This is a genomic window from Promicromonospora sukumoe (assembly GCF_014137995.1).
GTDB lineage: Bacteria > Actinomycetota > Actinomycetes > Actinomycetales > Cellulomonadaceae > Promicromonospora > Promicromonospora sukumoe.
On the sequence record NZ_JACGWV010000001.1, the window covers coordinates 1,909,433 to 1,928,296 of the forward strand.

The following is an 18,864-nucleotide window of genomic DNA, read 5'->3' on the forward strand; positions in this document are numbered from 1 at the left end:
GGTCGGTGGCCTGTTGATCCCTGCGGCGGTCGCGTCCGCGGATGCGTCCACGTCTGGTCCCGCGTCTACGGAACCGGTCAATGAGATGCCGGACTCGGTGTACCAGGAGCCGAAGAGCCAGCGAGAGCTTCCTGAACCACGTGAGCCCGAGCGTCCGCCACAGGAGTCGAAGGCGGGCAAGGCGTTGGCGAAGGCGGAGAAGCAGATCGCGGAGCAGATCATTGCCGTCGATGACAGCCTTACCGATGACCGGGTGCGTGCCAAGCCGGTCGCCGCGCCTGACATCAAGCAGGTCACTGGCGTCGAAGCCGTACGGGCGAGCGCCCGGATGACCGAGCTGGACCTGGCGGCACCGTCAGATCCCGTGGCCGGTCGTAATGCCGAGAGCGGAACCATCAAGCTCGTCTCGCCCGCCTCCGCGAAGTCCACCACGGCTCCCGTCGGCGCCGGTCCTACCCGAGGTGCCATGGACGGTGGCGGGGCTTCGGCTGCGCCAGCACCGGTGAGTTCGGAGCCGTCAGATGCCGCCGCGGTCGCGGCCGACTGTGCGCCGATCCCCGGGGTTCCGTACGAGGGCAGGGTCGCAATCCAGCAGATGGTCAGCCCGGTGTGGAACAACCGTGATGGTTCTTATCGCGTGCGGGTGACGAACTACGGGACGCAGTCGTGGCCCACCGGTGCGCGTGTCGGCTATCAAGTGTGGGACAGCAGCGGGAATCTCGTACCGGGTAACTACCCAGAGACCTCCGTGCCGCTCGCGGTGGGGGCGAACGGTGGGTGGGTCGAGTTCGACGCGGCAGTTCGTCGTCTCGCACCGGCGACATGGTCGTTGACGTGGGACATCTGGGTGCCGGGTGTGGGCTGGTTGACCGATCGAGGGTCGTGCGCCACGACCTTCGAGCTGACGGTGGTCAACCAGCCACCGTCGTTCACCTACCGGTCTCCGGCGAGTCCGGGCACGGTCACCACACGTACGCCGTTCCTGACCGTGCGGGGGACCGACCCCGATGCGTGGCCCGCGGGCGGGATGGAGTACCAGTTCAAGGTCTGTCGCAACGCGGCCTTGACGACCGGCTGTTCGACGTCGCAATGGATTTCTCAGGCGCGGTGGCAGACGCCGTATCTGCAGTGGAACCTCCAGTACTACTGGGGTGTCCAGGTCAGGGACGGACACGCCACGACCAGCGGGCTGAGCACTCCACAGTCGTTCACGGTCGTTGTTCCGGTGGCGGACGACTGGCGGCGGGTCGGCAACGGTCTGGGCTTGGCGGACGTCTTCGGGGTGGTTCTGCCGTACGGGGTCTTTCTGCACCGTGAGACGGACGCGCAGCTGCCCGGTGGCGCGATGCCGTTGGCGGTGGAGCGTACGTTCTCCTCGGGCGCGGTGGGTACCGAAGGTGCTTTTGGTCGTGGGTGGCTGTCGCTGTTCGACGCGCGGGTGGTCCGTGACGAAGTCGCAGAGACGATGACGGTCACCTACCCGGACGGGCGGCAAGAGATCTTCGGCCAGGATGCTGACGGACAGTGGGCGACCAACCCGGTGTATGGCTCGGCTACTGAGGTGGTCGAGGACACCGTGGCGCTGGAGATACGGGTCGAACAGTCCACCGGGGAGCTGTTGGTGTACGACTGGTTCTCCGGGCGGTTGGAAGAGGTGCGGGTCGAGGGGGCAGGGTCGTGGCGGTTGTCCTATGCGGACGGCCTGGTCTCGTCGATCACGCAGTGGCCCTCACGCCGGTCGATCGACGTGGAGTGGGATACGGCGTATCAGGACTGTGGTGCTTCGGTTCGCCCGACTCAGCCGTACGTGTCCTCGCTGAGCGTCGATCGGGGTGAGGGCCAGGCTCCGGCGACGTGGGAGTACTTCTACGTGTGCAACCGGCTGTACCGCGTCAACGATGCCGAGGGCGGGAACACCGTCTACACCCATCAGGGCACACCGACCGGGGGATCGGCGGTCTTCTCCGGGACGACCGCGGCAGGGCGAGCACTTCGTGGCCTGGCGTCCAGCGGCTCGTGGCAGACGGTGCCGTCCAGCTTCCAGCAGCGTTCGGTCGTGGTGTCCGAGCCTGGCTCGGCCAACCGCAAACTCCGACTCCTGAGGCCGCTGTCCGGGTTCGAGGGCTATTACCGCGACGCCTACAACTCGTTCAACGGCGTGACGGCGATGTACTGCACGTCCCGCGAGATCCGGAGCAGTGCGGAGTACTGCTTCGACACCTACGACACGCTCGAGTTCGACGTCCAGGGAAGGGTACGGGTCAAGGCCAACCGACCAGACGGAACAGGGTCGGGCACGGGCAACCCGCGGCGCTGGCTGTACAGCGCCACGACGGGCCGGCTGAGCGCGATCATCGACGAAGAAAACAACATCGTCGAGTACGGGTACGGCGGCTGGGGCAACCTGACCACGTCGTACGCGTATCGAGACCCCAGCACCCAGGTCACCAGCCAGAGCTACTACCGGCCTACCGATCAGGACCCAGATGGGCCGCCACGTTTGACCGGGGCGACGGTGACACCCACCCAGGCCGGCCAAACGGTTCCGGGTAGCGAGTTCGTCGACCAGTACACCTACGACTCCGTGGGCCGGCTGATCGCGGTGGACGCGCCCACCGTCCCGGGCGTTCCCGACGGGGAGCAACGTTCCTACACGTACACCACGGGAACTGAGACCGCGGTTACCTCAGGCGGCAGCCAGACCGCCGGGAAGAAGATGCCCGCTGGCCTGCTGCGCACCGAGACGACCGCGGCCGGTACGACCTCGTACGGGTACAACGAAGCCGGGGACCTGACCTGGACCCGGGAAGCCGGCGGCGGAAGGGTCGGACGAGACTACGACGCCGCCGGATACATGATCCGGGAAGTGGTCAACGGTGAAGCGGAGATCACCTATACCCGTGACCGGCTGGGTCGGGTGACCCGCGAGCTCGAGGGCTACACCTATCCATGGCTGGGCGATTTGGATGAGCAGGGCGTGCGGGTCGTGGACCGCGAGTACGACGCCGACGGCCTCGTCACCGGCGTGACCGAACGCGCGGTGGCATTCAACCCGCACACCGGGATCATCGACTGGGACACCGACGTGTTGCCACCGCGGGCTAGCCAGTACGAGTACACACCCCAGGGGCGCCTGTCCGAGGTTACGGACTCCGGCGGCGGGGTGACGGTGTACACCTACTCGGCGTCCAACCCCGACCAGGTCGCATCGACGACCGACGCTCGTGGCCGACGCACCCTGTACAGCTACGACATCCGTGGGCGCCTGAGCGTGGTGCGGGCTGACGTGGGGCCGCCTGGTCAGACATCACGGGTGGAAATCGCGCGCTACTCCTACAACCTCGCCGGGCAGCTGTCGTCAGAGCTGGATGCCCTGCAGCGGCCGACCTACTACGAGTACACGCTCGGCGGGACGTTCCACGGCTACACCGGTGACGGGTACCCGACCACGGCGCTGCGCCCCAGCGTGGTGATCGACGGTGAAGACCAGCCCGTGACGTTGTGGGACCGCGAGTACGACGGTGCGGGCAACGTGATCCGCGAGACCGTCGGCGGGCAGCGCACCACCGAGTACGAGTACGACGCGATGTCACGCCTGGTGTCCACGACCCTGGACCCGGGCGGCCTGGACCGAATGGTCACGACCAAGCGAGACGCAGCAGGCCGCGAAATCGGCACCGAGCTCACCGATGGCACGCGCACCGAACGTCACACCCAGGACCTGAATGCGGCCGGGTACGTCGTCGCGGACCACGCCTGGCTGGATGACGACACGGCGCTGACCACGCAGTACGAGCGGGACGTCTGGGGAAACGCGGTCCGTGTGGTCGACCCGCGTGGTGTCGCCAACCCGACCCAGGCCGCGAAGTACACGTCTCACGCGTTTGCCGACCCGCATGGCCGTGTCGTCGAGACCACCGGGTTCGAAGTCACCGTCGACACCCCCACCTCCACGACCGGTTCGGGGGCATACACCGCCTTCACGCAGTCGACGCGCCGCAGCCAGGACACGATCGCTCACGACCCGTTCGGGCAGGTCAGCCTTGTGCAAGCCGCCAACGGGCAGACCACGCGCTACGAATACGACACCGCCGGCCGCGTCGCCGCCGAGCACCAGCCCGCCTACCAGACACCTGGCGGAGAAACGATTGAGCCGGTCACCCGGTACGAGTACAACCCTGCCGGCGACCTGGCCCGGATGACAGACCCGCGCGGCGGGGTCACCGACTACGCCTACGACGTGTCAGGCAACCTTGTGCGCGAGCAAGGCCCTGTGGTCGACGGTCAACGCCCTACGACGACCTACACCTACGACGTCGCGAACCAGCTCACCAGCACGACCAGTCCATCAGGCGTCAGGACTAGCTTCGGCTACGACGCCCTGGGCCGGATGGTTGCCCAGACCGTCGCCGTGCGGACCGATTCGTCTGACCCGGACTCACCCACCACCAACCACATCACGAGCTACGCCTACGACGCCGTGGGCAACCTGACGGCGACGACCTCCCCGCAGGGCCGGACCACGCGGTACGAGCACAACGCGGCCGGCGAGATCACCGCCGTCCACAACCCCGGACGTACCGAACCTGTCCGGTACACCTACGACCTGGCCGGCCGGGTCACCAGCACGACCGACGGTGCCGACCGGGGAGTCGAGCACGTCTACGACCTTGCCGGGCGGCGCACCTCAAGCACACAGGTCGGCTCCAGCGGTGGCCGGTTGACCACGGCGTTCGAGTACGACGAAGCCAGCAACCTCGTCGCCGTGACCGACCCCCGCGGGACAACCACGACCTCGACGGTCGATCCCGCCGGGCGGACGACGAAGATCAGCCAGCCGATCTCCAGCACCGAAGAAATCGACGTCGAGGTCGGCTACGACATCGCGGACAACCCGGTCCGGATCCGCAACGGCGAAGGCAACGACACCTGGACCACGTACAACTCGTGGGGCCTGCCCGAGAAGGTCATCGAACCGCCGACCCCGCGTGATCCGGCATTGACGGACCGGTCCTGGACCACGACCTACGACGCCGGCGGCAACCCTGTCTCCCTGACGAAGCCGGGCGGGGTAGTCGTCACGACGGCGTACGACGCGCTCAGCCGGGTACGGAGCCTGGAGGCGGGCGGCCCGTACGGAGATGAGGACGCGCAGTTCGCCTATGACCTCGAAAGCCGCCTGGCCGAAGCGACGAACGGCCCGACAGGGAAGGTCGCGCTCGCGTGGGACGACCTAGGCCGCCTGACCGAGTCAGAGGGACCGGGTGGCTCCAGCCATCGCTTCGGATACGACGCGGACGGCCTGCTCACCAGCGACGCCGCTAGCAACACGGCGATCGGAACAACGACCTACGAGCGCGACGACGCCGGCGATGTGACCCGTACGACGAACCAGTCCACACGTGGCACCCAGGCGTGGACCTCGCACTACGCCGACGCGACCGGTGACCTCCAGCTACGCGGGCTACCCGGTGGGATGCGGACCGACTGGGCCTACGACCAGTACGGCCGCACCAGGGACATCACCACCAGCAACAGCCTTCACGATGTCGTCCACACCATCAGCTACGAGTACGACGCCAACGGCAACGTCGCCTCCAAACGATCGTCCGAGGGCATCTCATTCGGCGGCGAATACGCCTACGACCTGGCCAACCGACTCACGACCTTCGCACCACGCGCCGCCGACGGAACCACAGGGCAAGATCCCGAACACACCTATGACTGGGACGACGCCGGCAACCGCTTGGCCGAGACGGTCGGGACAACAGCACGCGAATGGGAGTACGACGACCGCAACCGGCTGGTGGATCTCACCACGACCGACGGAGCACAACCGGTCGTCACGCCGATCGACGTCGATCCCCGCGGCAACATCACCAACATCGGTGACCGCGCGCTCGAATACGACCACCTGGACCAGCTCACGACCGACAGCACGGCAACCGGAGCGACGTTCAACTCCTACGACGCGACCGGCCGGCTCGCTTATGCCCAGGACGCAGCGATCGGAGGCGGAACGTTCGACTACGCCGGGTTGAGCGCAGACCCAGCCGCAGTGTCCAACGTCCGACTCGGCGGCATCTCCCGGAGCGAGGTCGTTACCCGCAACGCAGACGGACAGATCCTTGCCAGCGCGACCGCGTCCGCTGCCGGCGCCTACGCAACACGCACTGCCCTGACCGACGCGCACACCGATATGACCGGGGCCCTGGCACTCTCAGGTAGCGCGGCAGGACAACACGTGGCTCGGGTCGGCTATGACCCATTCGGCCAGCGCTGGACCGGATCTGCCACACCTGGCAGCGTCACCCACCCTGCGTCCATGTTCGGATTCCAGTCCGACTGGACCAACCCCGCCACAGGCGCCGTCAACATGGGAGCCCGCTGGTACGACCCAGCCCTGGGCACCTTCCTCTCCCGTGACAGCACCAGCCTCCCGCCGACGTCCACCGACGCCGTCAACCGATACACCTATGCAGGCGGGAACCCGACTACGTTCTTCGACCCGACAGGTCGCTTCCTGAAGCTGCCTGACTTGTTCGGGGACGTGTCCACGGGCTTGGACAACATGGTCGACGACGCCTACAAGAACCTCGACAACGTCACCAAGTCCGCTGGCAATCACCTCAGCGACGCCGGCCAGTACGCCAGAAACGCCGGACGCGCCCTGAACAGCCCCGCCGGGCGAGCAATCACCAAGATCGCCGGTCGCGTCGGACTCAAGCTCATCCCTGGACTGGGCTGGATCAGCCTCGCCGCTGACGCCTACATGCTCTACGACTGGGCCACCACGCAAGGACGACCGCACGTTGCCCCGGGTGCCGGCAGAACTCCGACCAGCGGAAACCTCCGGACCGAGACCGGCTCGGTCAGCGTCACCTCGCCACAAGCCGACCCGCCACCCCCGCCGGCACCGACCATCACCCACGTCAAGACATGGACCAACCTGGAAAACAAGAGCAGCGATGTAACGCTCTCCAACGTCGGCGGCATGCGGGTGGTCACCACCACCTGGATGGCCGACAAGTACCGATACACCCAGAACATCTGGTCCAACGGGCACTGGGACGACTGGGTCCGGACGTTCCTCGGCCACTACACGATCGACGTCATCAAGGAGCAGCTCGGCAAGGTCGTCGACCCCACCCGCGTGGACGCCTCCCACACCACCCCGACGCAAACAGCACAGGTCAAGACCAGCGCGCAGGCTGCAGACGACGGGCAGTGCGGACTGTCCGGCACCCTACTGTCCTGCATGCTGGCACTTCCCACGGTGACCACCGGATGTGCTCCATGGGACGCTCCTTTACGCCTGTGCACCGCGATAGCAGCCACTCCGGGCGCGCCTGGTTCTACAGGACCTGCCACGGGGTCCGACGCAACCGGTACCACACCGACGCCGGTCGCACCCCAGCCAGAAGGGGCAGGCACCGGGGGGTCCGACGGCAGCAAGCCTCCTACGAGCTCGCCAGCGTGTGAGCCAGACGCCGACAGCGCCAGCGAAGAATCTAGGAGCCTGGCAGAGTACTGGCCACCCAACCGAGGTGCGCTGGGCGAGACCACGCGTGAGTTCCTTTACGCAGGCACCCGGATCGACCGATACGGACATCCTTTTGGTAGGTTCGTTGCGCCGGCCGGGACGCCGTATGCGATGCGAGCGCTTCCTCCGGGATCGTCATCGAAACCACTTACAACTTACGAGGTTTTGAAGCCGTTTGAAGTTCAGTCATCGCAGGCTGCGCCCGCTTTTTGTGAACTCGGATTGGGTACTCAATACGAACTGCCCACTAGTGTCGACAAACTTGTCGTCAAGGGGATTCTTCGGGAGGTGAAGTGAATAGGTCCGAACTTCGTAGTCTGCTCGTCGAGCTAGGAATACCGCACGACGCGTACGAGCTGGACGGTGATGTCCGGGACGAGAGCTTTGTTCTCGGTGAAAGCTACGGAACCTGGTTCGTCTACTATTCGGAAAGGGGGCTGCGGTCCAGGGAAAGAAAATTCACTTCTGAAAGTGACGCGTGTGAATATCTGCTACGAGTTCTAAGGCGCGGGTTCAGGGTATAGGCGAAATTGTGCTCGTAGGCAAGCAATCTGCAATCAAGGTGGTGCTGCAATGAGCGAGTTGGATTTTTTTGGGTAATGGTGCCGCCCGCGATTCGGAGATTGTCGCTGTCGTGTCATCGCTAATTGATCTGCTCGGCCGCTACGACGACGCACGCGCCGTGGAATGGCTAGAGGGTCGGCGTGCAATCTTGGAGAGCGACAGGGGGCTCGAGCGGAAATCGGTGATTTCTGACCTGCATCGGATCGTCCTAGGTATGGGCGGCCTGATGGACATGCGCCTTTCCGGTCCATCGCCTGAAATGGAGCGACAGGCGAACGTCGAACTCCGTGCGCTGGCGGATCGCCTTTACGAACTGACCAATGTCATCAAACCGCCTCACGAATGAGGTTGACCAGCTCGGTAGCTGTGGGGCTGTGCGTAAGGGCGCCATGTCTTGTCCTGCGCGCCCAGGGCGTCAAAAGCCTCCCGACCGCATCCCAAACGGCGCCTAACAAGGGATCCCCTGATCGTCAGTCTCCTCACCGTGCCAAGCGCTGCTCGGACCGTGCGGGTCGCGACGGGGCGGCCGGTGCTGCGAGGTCAGCGGCGAAATGTGTCCCGTGTACCTTCCAGCGAGCTGAGCGGCAGCGCCAACTCCTGGGCACGTGCCCAGGAGTTGCCGGGCACATCGGCGATCAGCCCGCGGGGGAGCCTCGTCGCGCCAGCCGACTCGGCCGGCGACTTTGAATTGCCATTGGTCCCAAGTCACAGGGAAGGTCCAGCCTCTCGCGTCTGGGGCTAGGCCACCAGATCAGGACCGGTTTGCACAGTTCAACGTCTGATCGACGACATCTCGATTGCCTTGCCCCTAGGCGTTCGCCAACGAGTCAGCCAGGATAGTGCGTGGCTACCTGTCCGTTCGGCCACGATGAAGGTGACATGTCTGCTGATCTCGACCCGGATCTGAACGTCTTTGACAGTCTCTATGCCGTTGTTTTGCACGGGCACTTGGGTGGCAGGTTGCGGTGGTCGCCCGAGGAGCACGGATGGCTCCGATGGAGCAGCATCTATGGCGTCTGGGAGCCTGCCGTAGACCCGAGTGTGTCCCCGAATGACGAGGATCTACGTATCGGGCGTAGCCTGGCTGCGCGACCGGACTGCATGGACTGCGGCGGCCAGTCGGCCATGCACTTCATAGAGACTGACCCGTTCGGACGTCCTACCCGGTACTGCGTGGCGCGGCCGTCGGCTGCGGTCGTCGGTAGCAGCGGCACCAAGAAGCACTGGGGCAGCCCGCACGGGTGTCTCCGGAACAGCGCCTACCAAGGTGAGTACTACGAGTACGAGCGACAGGACGGGGTGTCCTGGCCCGGGGGATGGTTCCTCTACGGCGAGCCGCTGTCGGCTGACCCTGTGATAGCGAGCGAATGGTGCTCGAGATGCACCGGGGCGGCTAGGAACGTGGCCGCGCATTATGGGCTCTTCGCTGGTACGTCAGAAGAGCAAGCCGCTGCGTGGGATAGATACGCGCAGGACATGACCCGGCGGATCAAAGATGCAGATTCGGGCGGTGTCCAAGGCCTGGTCGGAATTTGGTCGATGACGGCAAGCTGAGTTGCGGACGATGTCCAACGTCAACGTTGAGGCTTCTCGCCCGACACGTACACCGGCCGATGCCTCGTGGCCTACGTGGTCGTTATCACCACACCTTGTCGAAGTCGCTGAGTGCCATCGTAGCGAGTGGCCCGGCGGCCTCTGCTGCTTCGCGGTCGAAGCTGCGGTCGTGACCGCCTGGGCTGTGACTGGCGCATCGCGACCTCGCTGGTCATGCCGTCCTCGCAAGTAGATAAGGGCGTGACGATACCTGCCAAGTCCCCCTCCGGACACTTTTTTCCCGCTGTGACCAGCGGGTTTACCGAGTAGACGAACGCCGAGCACCTCGTAGAGGTCTCGGCGTTCTTTGTTTTGTGGCGCGGCCCAGGACGTTGAGCGACCCGCCGACGATCGTCATCGACCGGCCTCGGGGACTTCCGTGGTTCCGGTGACCTGCTCCAGGACCCGCACCGCCCGGCCGAGCCCGTCCTCCGACCGGATACCGGTTCCGATCTCGGCGGCGCGCTCCGCGTAGGCGGCGGTTCCCACGAGGTCGCCGAGGCGTTCGGCCAGGCCCTGTGCGAGCCGGCGTGGAGGGAGCGGTGCGGGTCCGGCCCCTGTCGTGTGCACGCGTGCGCCCCAGAACGGCTGGTCGCCGAGGAAGGGCACGACGAGTGTCGGTCTGCCTGCCCGCAGGCCGGCAGCGGTCGAGCCGGCCCCGCCGTGGTGGACCACCGCGCTGACCCGGTCGAAGAGCCAGTCGTGGGGCGCGCCCTCGATGGTCAGGATGTCGTCGGCGTCGGCGTCGACTGGCGTGATGCCGCCCCATCCGGTGGCCACGATCCCGCGCAGGCCGTGGTGCCGCAGCGCGCGCACCACGACGTCGCGCCGCTCGTCGGCGCCCTTGCCGAACCCCATCGAGCCGAAACCGACGTAGACCGGCGGGTCTCCCGCCTCCAGGAACTGACGCAGTCGGGCCGGAGGCTCCCAGGTGGTCCCGTTCTCCTGGTCCAGGAACCAGTAGCCGGTCACGTGCGCGGACGCGGGATAGTCCGCGGGGACCGGGAGGACGTGGCGGCTGTACGGGTACAGGACGTGGACGGGGCTGCCGTCGCGGTTGCGCAGGGGGTCGGCCAGGCGCCGTACCGGCCTCAGGCCGAGATCGCGGCGGAAGTCGTTGTTCATCCGGCTGTACATGATTCCGCTCATCCGGTTGAACGCGTACGACGCGCGGTTACCCCACGCGCCGAGGCGAGGACTGCCGAACAGTGGCACGGCGTACTCGCGGGTCGGTGTGAACAACGGCAGTGGCAGGGACAGCACTCCCGGGACGCCCAGGGCCTCGGCGATGTGCGGTCCGGTCAGCGTCTTGGGGTGATGCACCACGACGTCGGGCCGGGCGGCTCGGGCGGCGGCCCAGCACTCCGCGTTCAGCTCACGCATCGCGGACGTCATGACGCCGAGGGTCTGGAGCGCGTCCCGCGGTCCGCTCAGCTCCGGCATGACGTCCTGGACCAGCCGCAGCATCGTGGTGCCGGCCGGGTGGTGGGTGATGGTGCCGGGGCCGCCGGACGGCACGAGACCGGCGAACGGCTCCGGCACAGCGAGGGTGACGTCGTGGCCCGCCCGGGCGAGGGCACCGGCGAGCGCGGCGTACGGCTGGATGTCCCCGCGGGTACCGAACGACATGATCAGGGCGTGCATCGGCAGTTCCTCCGAGAGGACCACTGGGCCGCCCGGAGACGGGGCGGCAGCGCCGCCGACCAGGCTTCCCGGCACACCTGCGGTGACCATACACCTCGGTCCGGCGGCACTGTCCACGGGGAACACGATTCGTTCGGGGTGGGGCCTGTATCGGGTAAGATATCGGTAAAGGTGTGCCGGGAAGTCTGGTCGGCGTGGACCAGTCGACGGCTGGTTCTCCCAGACGACCGCTCGTCCCCGAGAGGACCTCGTGCCCCGCACCTTTTCCCTTTCTCCTGTCCACCGCCTGCGTTCCTGGGCCTCCCGCGAGACCACGGGAGGGGCACTCCTGATCGCCGCGGCGCTCGTCGCGTTGCTCTGGGCGAACTCTCCCTGGCGGCAGGCGTACGAGTCGCTGGCCGCGACGGTGGTCGGCCCTGCTGATATCGGCCCCTGGCACGTGCACCTCGACCTGTCGCTCAGCGCGTGGGCGGCCGACGGGCTTCTGGCGATCTTCTTCTTCGTGGTCGGGGTCGAGCTCAAGCACGAGTTCGTGGCCGGCAGCCTGCGCAGCCCGCGCGAGGCGGGGGTCCCGATCCTCGCCGCGGTGGGCGGCATGGCCGTGCCCGCCCTGGTCTACGTGGCCGTGGTGATCGCAGCGGGTGACCCGGCGGCGTTGCACGGGTGGGCGATCCCGACCGCCACGGACATCGCGTTCGCCCTGGGGGTGCTCGCGATCTTCGGGCGCGGCCTGCCGGTCGCGATCCGGACGTTCTTGCTGACCCTGGCCGTGGTGGACGACCTGCTGGCGATCATCGTGATCGCCGTGTTCTACACCGAGACGATCAGCTGGTGGCCGCTGCTGGGCGCGCTGGCCTGCGTGGCGTTGTTCGCGTGGCAGGTCCGGTCGCGGTCCCCGCGCTGGTTCGTGCTGCTGCCCGTGGCGCTCGTCGCGTGGACCCTGATGCACTCCTCTGGCGTGCACGCCACGATCGCGGGTGTGCTGCTGGGCTTCATGGTGCCCGCCGTCGCGCGGCACGGCGAGGTCGAGCCCCGCACGCACACCTACGAGGGCTTGATGCGCCCGGTCTCCCAGGGGCTGGCGCTGCCGTTGTTCGCCTTCTTCGCCGCCGGGGTCTCGCTGCTCGACGGCGACGGCGCCGGTGCGCTGCTCGGTCAGCCGGTCGTGGCGGCCATCGCTGCCGGCCTCGTGCTGGGCAAGGTCGCCGGTGTGCTGGGTGCCACCGCGCTGGTCACGCGCCTGACACCGTTGCGCCTGCCGGCCGGGATCGGCGTACGCGACTTGCTGCCCGTCGGGTTCCTGGCCGGCATCGGGTTCACGGTGTCGCTGCTGATCAGCGAGCTCTCGTTCGGCGACGCCGCGCACGCCGACGGCGCCAAGATCGCCGTGCTCGGCGCGTCCGTGCTCGCCGCGATCCTCGGTGCGGTCTCGCTGCGCTGGGACGCGCACAAGGCCCGCGCCGCCGACATGAACCTCGACGGCGTCGACGACGACGTGCACGACCACATCGGTGACGAGGCGCGCGACACCCACTGAAGCAGGCCGCTGCCGGTGCTTGCCACCCTTGAATGTTAGTCACTAACATTCAAGGGTGGTCACACCTCGCACGCTCCGCACCCGGGCACGCATCCTCGACGCGGCACTGGATCTCTTCGAGCGCCAGGGTTACGGCTCGACCACGGTGAACCAGATCGCCGAGGCCGCCGGCGTCACCCCGATGACATTCTTCCGGCACTTCCCGACCAAGGACGCGGTGCTGGTCACCGACCCCTACGACCCGCTCATCGCCGAGGCGGTCGGCATGCAACCAGCCACGCTGCCACCTCTGGAACGGGTGCGGCTCGGACTGCTCGCCGCGCTCGGGGACATCACACCCACCGAGGACGCCACGGCCAGGCGCCGGGTCGCGCTCGTCGCGCGCGAGCCGTCCCTGCGGGCCGCCGTGGCGATGGGCACGCAGGCCACGCAGGACGCGATCGCGGCAAGGCTGCTCGCCGACGACGTCGACCGGCTGGAGGCAACCATCGCCGCCTCGGTGTGCCTCGCGGCCGTCACGGCGGCGCTGCTGGAGTGGGGTTCCGCCCCGGCCGACGTCACGCTAGCCGAACTCGTCCGCCGCGCCCTGGCGCAGCTCGCCCCGTCGGGAACGCCGTCATGACGGTTCCGGCCCTGATGCTCGACGGCGTCTCGCACACCTTCGGCGGCCGGCCCGCCCTCGACCGGCTCACGCTCATCGTCCGCCCCGGGCGGGTCGTGGCCCTGATCGGCCTCAACGGCGCAGGGAAGACCACCGCCCTGCGCGCGCTCGCCGGCCGGCTGCGCCCAGGACACGGCACCGCCCGCGTCCTGGGCCACGACCCGGTTCACCTGTCCGGGTCACTGGCCGCGCGCTTCGGCCACGTGGTCGACGCCCCGCTGGTCTATCCGGAGCTGAGCGTCACCGAGAACCTGCGCTGCGCGGCCCGGCTGCACGGCCTGGCCCGCCCCGCGGCCGCGGCGACGGCGGACGCGACGGTCGACGGGCTCGGGCTGGACCCGTGGCGGCACGCACGCGCCGCGACGCTCTCGGCGGGCAACCGCCAGCGGCTCGGGATCGGCTGCGCGACGCTGCACCGGCCGGGCGCGCTGATGCTCGACGAACCCACCAGCGCCCTGGACCCGCAGGGTGTCGTCCTCGTGCGTGCCCTGGTGCGCGGTCTGGCCGACGACGGTGCCGGGGTTCTCGTCTCCAGCCATCACCTGGACGAGGTCGCGCGGATCGCGGACGAGATCGTGGTGCTGCACGCCGGGCGCGATGTCGGCCGCCTGGAACCCGGTGGCACCGACCTGGAGCAGCGGTTCTTCGCCATGGTGCTCGACGCCGACGCCGACGCCGACGCCGAACGCGTCGAGCGCATCGCCGAACCTCGGAGCCACTCATGACCGGCCTCGCCGCGCTGCGCGCCGCCCTCGCCGTCGAGACGCTGAAGCTGCGCCGCTCCGTCGTCGCGCGCATGGCGACGGCGCTCCTCGTGGTGCTGGTGCCGCTCGGTTCGATGGGTGTGGTCGCGCTCGCGCGTTCCCCGCAGGCTGTCGGCCCGACGGCTGCCAAGCTCGCCGACTACGCCACCGGCGACCCCGCCACGACCCACCTGGTGGTCTGCGCCCAGGTCCTGTCCGTCGCCGCACTGGCCGCGGGCGGGTTCTATGTCGCCTGGTCGTTCGGGCGCGAGCTCGAGAGCGGTACCGCCGGTGCGCTGTTCGGGCTGGCCGTTCCGCGGGGCGTGGTCGCTCTGGCCAAGTGCCTGGTCGCCCTGGCCTGGATCGCCGGGTGCGTGCTGCTGACCGTCGGTCTGACCCTCGCGGTCTCGGCGGCCGTCACCACCGCGCAGGGCGCGGCCTTCGCGGGTGCTTGGGCCGGAGCGCGGACCGCCCTGCTCGCGGGGCTCCTCGGAGGCGGCCTGGCCCTGCCGTTCGCCTGGGTCGCCACCGTGACGCGCAGCCAGCTCGGCACCGTCGGCGCCCTGGTCGGCATGGTCGCACTCACCCAGATCGTGGTGCTCCTGGGCGGGGGAACCTGGTTCCCCTACGCAGCCCCATCACTGTGGACGGGGATGGGCGGTTCCGCGGCGGCATCCGCCGTCAGGCCTCCGCACCTGCTCCTTGCCGCCGCGGTCGGCCCGCTGGCCGTGGTGGTCGTCGTCCAGGCATGGCGGCGGCTCACGAACGTGTGAGGCGCCGCCCGCTGAAGGGCCCCGGGCACGGCACCGCACCTGCCTCCTCGACGGGCTACGGTGACCGTCGAGGGTCCCGGGGCCCCGACAGGCGCGCCGTGTGCCCGCCACCGGGCGCCGGGCGAGCGAAAGGCGAACGAGGACCAGATGCGGTTCAGCAGCGCGGCGGGCCGCGAGGAGGGCCACGGCGCACCGTTGCGCCGTCGTCCCGGCCAGCTCGTGATCACCGGGTTCATCGGTGCGATCGCGGTGGGCACGATGCTCCTCCTGCTGCCGATCTCGACCGCCGGTCAGAGCGCCACCTTCATGGAGGCCCTGTTCACGGCCACCTCGGCGGTGTGCGTGACCGGGCTGATCGTCACCGACACACCGGTGTTCTGGTCCGGGTTCGGCCAGGCCGTGATCCTGGTGCTCATCCAGATCGGCGGCCTCGGGGTGATGACCGTGGCGTCCCTGCTCGGCGTCCTGGTCATGCGCCGCCTGGACCTGAGCTCGCGGCTGGTCGCGGCCGCCTCGACCCGGGCGGTGAGCCTCGGCGACGTGCGCCGGCTGCTGGTGCGCGTCGTGGTGCTCGCGCTGGCCGTCGAGGCCGTCGTGGCGCTGGTCCTGACCGTGCGGTTCGCGGTGGCCTACGACGAGTCGTTCGGCCAGGCCCTGTGGCAGGGCGTCTTCCACGCCGTGTCCGCCTACAACAACGCCGGCTTCGCCCTGTTCTCCCTGTCGCTGATCGACTTCGTGGCCGACCCCTGGGTCTGCGTGCCGATCTGTGTCGCGACGATCGTCGGCGGGCTCGGCCTGCCGGTGATCCTGGAGGTGCTGCGCGAACGCCATCGTCCGCGCCGGTGGAGCGTGCACACCAAGATCACGCTCCTCATGACCGCGCTGCTCCTGGTCGGAGGTACCGGCTTCTTCCTGCTGGCGGAGTGGGACAACCCCGCGACCCTGGGCACCCTCGACACCGGCGGTCGCATCTTGGCGTCGTTCACCCAGTCCGCTCAGGCGCGCACTGCCGGGTTCAACTCGGTGAACACCGGGGAGATGCATACCGAGACCTGGCTCGGGACCGTCATCCTGATGTTCATCGGCGGCGGTTCCGGAGGCACCGCGGGCGGCATCAAGGTCACGACGTTCGCCGTGCTGGCCGTGGTGATCTGGTCCGAGCTGCGCGGCGACCCCGACGCGGCCGTCTTCGACCGCCGTATCTCGGTCGCCACCCAGCGGCAGGCGCTCACGCTGGCGCTGCTCTCGGTGGCGATCGTGGTGCTGCCGACGCTGTGGATCACCGCGCTCTCGCCGTTCACGGTGGACCAGATCCTCTTCGAGGTGACCTCGGCGTTCAGCACCACCGGCCTGTCCACCGGCATCACCGCGCAGCTCGCCTGGTACCACCAGATCGTGCTCGTGGCCCTGATGTTCATCGGGCGCCTCGGGCCGATCACCCTGGGCACCGCGTTGGCACTTCGGGCGCACCGGCGCCTGTACCGGCTCCCGGAGAGCGCCCCGATCATCGGCTGAAGCTGCCCGTGCCGCGTGGGCTCGGGGACGGCACACCTCGTGTGCAGGCTTGCCTGAGCGATCGGCCGGAACTCAGCTCCTGTGACCGTCTCCGGGGGTGGGGAGGAGCTGGGCCGCGAGCGAACGGGCAGTCGCTGCCAGCGTTCCGACGTCCATGCCGGTGCGTCCCATGAAGGTCAGGCCTTGCTGTGCTGCCAGGAGTGCACGGGCGGTGCCGACCGGGTCGGCGGAGGGGCTCAGGTCGCCCTGGGCCTGCGCGCTGCGCACGCCGTCGGCGAGCACCGCCGTCATGCCCTCGTACGCCTGTCGCGCTTCGGCAGCGACGACGGGATCGGCGGACGCCAGCTCTGTGGTGCTGTTGGCGAGCAGGCAGCCACGTCGGGCGGCCACGCCCTCGGGGTCTCCGACCGGCATCATCACGAAGAAGCGCAGTGCGTCGAGCGCCCGCGGGGTCAAGTCGACCGACCGGCGCAGCGTGCGCTCGAGCGACGCCACGTACCGGCGCAGCACCCGGAGGAACAGCTCGTGCTTGTCGCCGAAGGCGGCGTAGATGCTGCCCTTGCCCAGGCCGCTGACCCGCATGAGGTCCTGCAGCGAGGTCGCGGCGTATCCCGCGTCCCAGAACTGGTCGCACACCGCGCGCAGCACTGCCTCCTCGTCGAACTGTCGGGGTCTCGCCATGCCCTCAACCTAACGAATCTTGACCGGTCGGTCCACCATGCCTATGGTGGACCGACCGGTCAAGAACCATCACACGACAAGGGATGAACACTCATGGGACAGCTCACCGGCAAGACCGCCCTGGTGACCGGCGCGAGCACGGGCATCGGGCTCGCCACCGCCGAGCGCTTCATCGCCGAGGGTGCGCGCGTCTACCTCACCGGCCGCCGCAAGCAGAGTCTTGAAGCTGCCGTCCAGGCGTTGGGCGACAGGGCGATTGCGATCCAGAACGACGTCTCTGACCTCGACGACCTCGACAGGCTGTTCCGGCGGATCGCTGACGACGGGAACCGGCTCGACATCCTCTTCGCGAACGCGGGCGGCGGCGAGGCTGACCAGCCCCTGGAATCGCTCACTCCTGAAGCCTTCGACCACACCTTCGGGATCAACGTGCGAGGAACCGCCTTCACGGTCCAGAAAGCGCTTCCGCTGCTGAACGATGGCGGGAGCATCGTGCTCACGGGCTCCAGCTCGGCGAGCCGCGGCGTCGTCGGCTTTGGTGTCTACTCCGCCACGAAGGCGGCCCTGCGGCAGTTCGGGCGGGTCTGGGCCGCTGAGCTCGCGCCCCGCGGCTTACGCGTCAACACCGTGGTGCCCGGACCCACCGACACCCCCGGGCTCCGCGGACTTGCCAAGAACCCAGGACAGGCGGACGCGATGCTCGACGGCATGGCCGGGAGCACACCCCTGGGCCGTGCCGCTGATCCCGCCGAGATCGCCAACGCCGTCCTCTTCCTGGCCTCCGACCAGTCCAGCTTCATCACCGGCAGCGAACTGTTCGTGGACGGCGGCGAGGTGCAGGTCTACCCATGACCGCGTCCGGGTGAGTGTCCGCCGGCTCGCTGACGCGTTCGGGGTCGCGTCCGGCGACTGTCAGGTCGAGCCCGGTCACCACAGCCCGTACTGCGACGAGCCGGACACAACGGTGCCGGTCGGTAGGGTGGGCGCCGTGGTCGGCGCGAACGAGGTGCGATGGCTCTCCCCGGAGGAGAACGACGCCTGGATGTCCCTGTCCTGGCTGATGATCAGGCTTCCGGGTGAGATCGACGCGCAGCTGCAGCGGGACAGCGGCATCACCTTCTTCGAGTACGTCGTTCTCGGTTCCTTGTCCATGTCGCCCGGTCGGCGGATGACGATGACGGCGCTGGCGGAGTATGCCAACGGGTCTCTGTCGCGGCTCTCCAACGTGGCCAAGCGCCTCGAGCAGCGCGGCTGGCTTGTCCGTGAGCCGGCGGCGGACAACGGTCGCGTCACCGAGGCGACGCTCACCGACGCCGGGATGTCCGTGGTCGAACAGGCCGCCCCCGGTCATGTCGAGACGGTGCGACGGTTCGTCTTCGACGCGCTCAGCGCCGACCAGGTGACTGACCTGCGCGACATCGGCCGCCAGATCGCCGTCCAGGTCGATCCGCAGCGCTCCTGGCCGCCGAACGCCGGGCGCGCCGCGCCGTAGCGCTTCCGTACATGCTTGCTTCACCGGAGTGGGGACGCGGGGCCATTGACTTCAAGCTTGAAGTGTTCCTACGATCGACGCACTCCAGCAGAAAGAGAAGTCCTCGTGAAGCTAGGAA

Annotated in this window: 11 protein-coding genes; 9 read left to right on the forward strand and 2 right to left on the reverse strand. The window is 68.3% G+C overall.

Annotated elements, in window-relative coordinates; genetic code table 11:
• The first annotated feature begins 85 nt into the window (after window positions 1–85).
• Entirely contained in the window at window positions 86–7,840 is a 7,755-nt protein-coding gene (locus FHX71_RS08425; protein WP_182615270.1) for a glycohydrolase toxin TNT-related protein, read from the forward strand.
• A 337-nt stretch (window positions 7,841–8,177) separates the two neighbouring features.
• A complete protein-coding gene (locus FHX71_RS08430; protein ID WP_182615278.1) occupies window positions 8,178–8,453 on the forward strand; it encodes a hypothetical protein in 276 nt (91 codons plus the stop codon).
• Window positions 8,454–10,054: 1,601 nt separating this feature from the next.
• On the opposite strand, the gene FHX71_RS08435 is transcribed toward FHX71_RS08430, so the two are convergent.
• Entirely contained in the window at window positions 10,055–11,344 is a 1,290-nt protein-coding gene (locus FHX71_RS08435) for a glycosyltransferase (protein ID WP_182615280.1), read from the reverse strand.
• Between the two features lie 250 nt (window positions 11,345–11,594).
• Between FHX71_RS08435 and nhaA the strand changes: the two genes are divergently transcribed.
• From nhaA to FHX71_RS08460, 5 genes are all read left to right on the forward strand, one after another.
• Complete coding sequence (gene nhaA / locus FHX71_RS08440; protein WP_182615282.1) at window positions 11,595–12,881, forward strand: Na+/H+ antiporter NhaA; 1,287 nt, start codon at window positions 11,595–11,597, stop codon at window positions 12,879–12,881.
• A gap of 55 nt (window positions 12,882–12,936) precedes the next feature.
• Complete coding sequence (locus FHX71_RS08445) at window positions 12,937–13,503, forward strand: TetR/AcrR family transcriptional regulator (RefSeq protein ID WP_182615284.1); 567 nt, start codon at window positions 12,937–12,939, stop codon at window positions 13,501–13,503.
• Complete coding sequence (locus FHX71_RS08450) at window positions 13,500–14,267, forward strand: ABC transporter ATP-binding protein (RefSeq protein ID WP_182615286.1); 768 nt, start codon at window positions 13,500–13,502, stop codon at window positions 14,265–14,267. Before FHX71_RS08445 ends, FHX71_RS08450 begins: the two co-directional genes overlap by 4 nt.
• A complete protein-coding gene (locus FHX71_RS08455) occupies window positions 14,264–15,058 on the forward strand; it encodes an ABC transporter permease (protein WP_182615288.1) in 795 nt (264 codons plus the stop codon). Before FHX71_RS08450 ends, FHX71_RS08455 begins: the two co-directional genes overlap by 4 nt.
• Before the next feature lie 147 nt (window positions 15,059–15,205).
• Window positions 15,206–16,573 (forward strand): TrkH family potassium uptake protein, encoded by a 1,368-nt coding sequence (locus FHX71_RS08460; RefSeq protein ID WP_182615290.1) that lies wholly within the window; start codon window positions 15,206–15,208, stop codon window positions 16,571–16,573.
• 72 nt (window positions 16,574–16,645) lie between these two features.
• Here the strand turns inward: FHX71_RS08460 and FHX71_RS08465 are convergent, their stop codons facing one another.
• Window positions 16,646–17,254 (reverse strand): TetR/AcrR family transcriptional regulator, encoded by a 609-nt coding sequence (locus FHX71_RS08465; RefSeq protein WP_182615292.1) that lies wholly within the window; start codon window positions 17,252–17,254, stop codon window positions 16,646–16,648.
• 93 nt (window positions 17,255–17,347) lie between these two features.
• On the opposite strand from FHX71_RS08465, the gene FHX71_RS08470 reads away from it, so the two are divergent.
• Both FHX71_RS08470 and FHX71_RS29175 read left to right on the forward strand, forming a co-directional pair.
• Window positions 17,348–18,106, forward strand: coding sequence for an SDR family NAD(P)-dependent oxidoreductase (locus FHX71_RS08470; protein WP_182615294.1), 759 nt, complete (start codon window positions 17,348–17,350; stop codon window positions 18,104–18,106).
• A gap of 136 nt (window positions 18,107–18,242) precedes the next feature.
• The gene (locus FHX71_RS29175; RefSeq protein ID WP_220489571.1) at window positions 18,243–18,746 is read left to right on the forward strand and encodes a MarR family winged helix-turn-helix transcriptional regulator; all 504 of its coding nucleotides are present in this window, start codon (window positions 18,243–18,245) and stop codon (window positions 18,744–18,746) included.
• The last annotated feature ends 118 nt before the right edge of the window (window positions 18,747–18,864 follow it).